At 64.1% G+C, this 234-nt stretch carries 1 protein-coding gene; it reads left to right on the forward strand.

Features of this window, described 5'->3' with window-relative positions; genetic code table 11:
- Nucleotides 1-234: hypothetical protein (locus tag KZZ04_RS20865; RefSeq protein ID WP_219424130.1), on the forward strand; the 234-nt coding region annotated here is incomplete at both ends.

Genomic DNA, 234 nt, shown 5'->3' on the forward strand with positions numbered 1-234 from the left:
GCGATGCAATCCAGGCGCAATGCGCCGTGTTGCTGGCCCTGGGCAAACCGCTGTTTGCCGAGCGCGCCAACGACCTGCGCGACCTGCAACAACGCGTACTGCGTGCGCTGTTGGGGCAAGCCTGGCACTTCGAATTGCCGGCCGGTGCGATTGTCAGCGCCCATGAACTGACCCCCTCCGACCTGCTGCAATTGAGCGCGCAAAACGCCGTAGGCATTTGCATGGCCGAAGGCG

It is taken from the genome of Pseudoalteromonas sp. CR1 (assembly GCF_019392235.1).
In the GTDB taxonomy this organism is placed as follows: Bacteria; Pseudomonadota; Gammaproteobacteria; order Enterobacterales; family Alteromonadaceae; genus Pseudoalteromonas.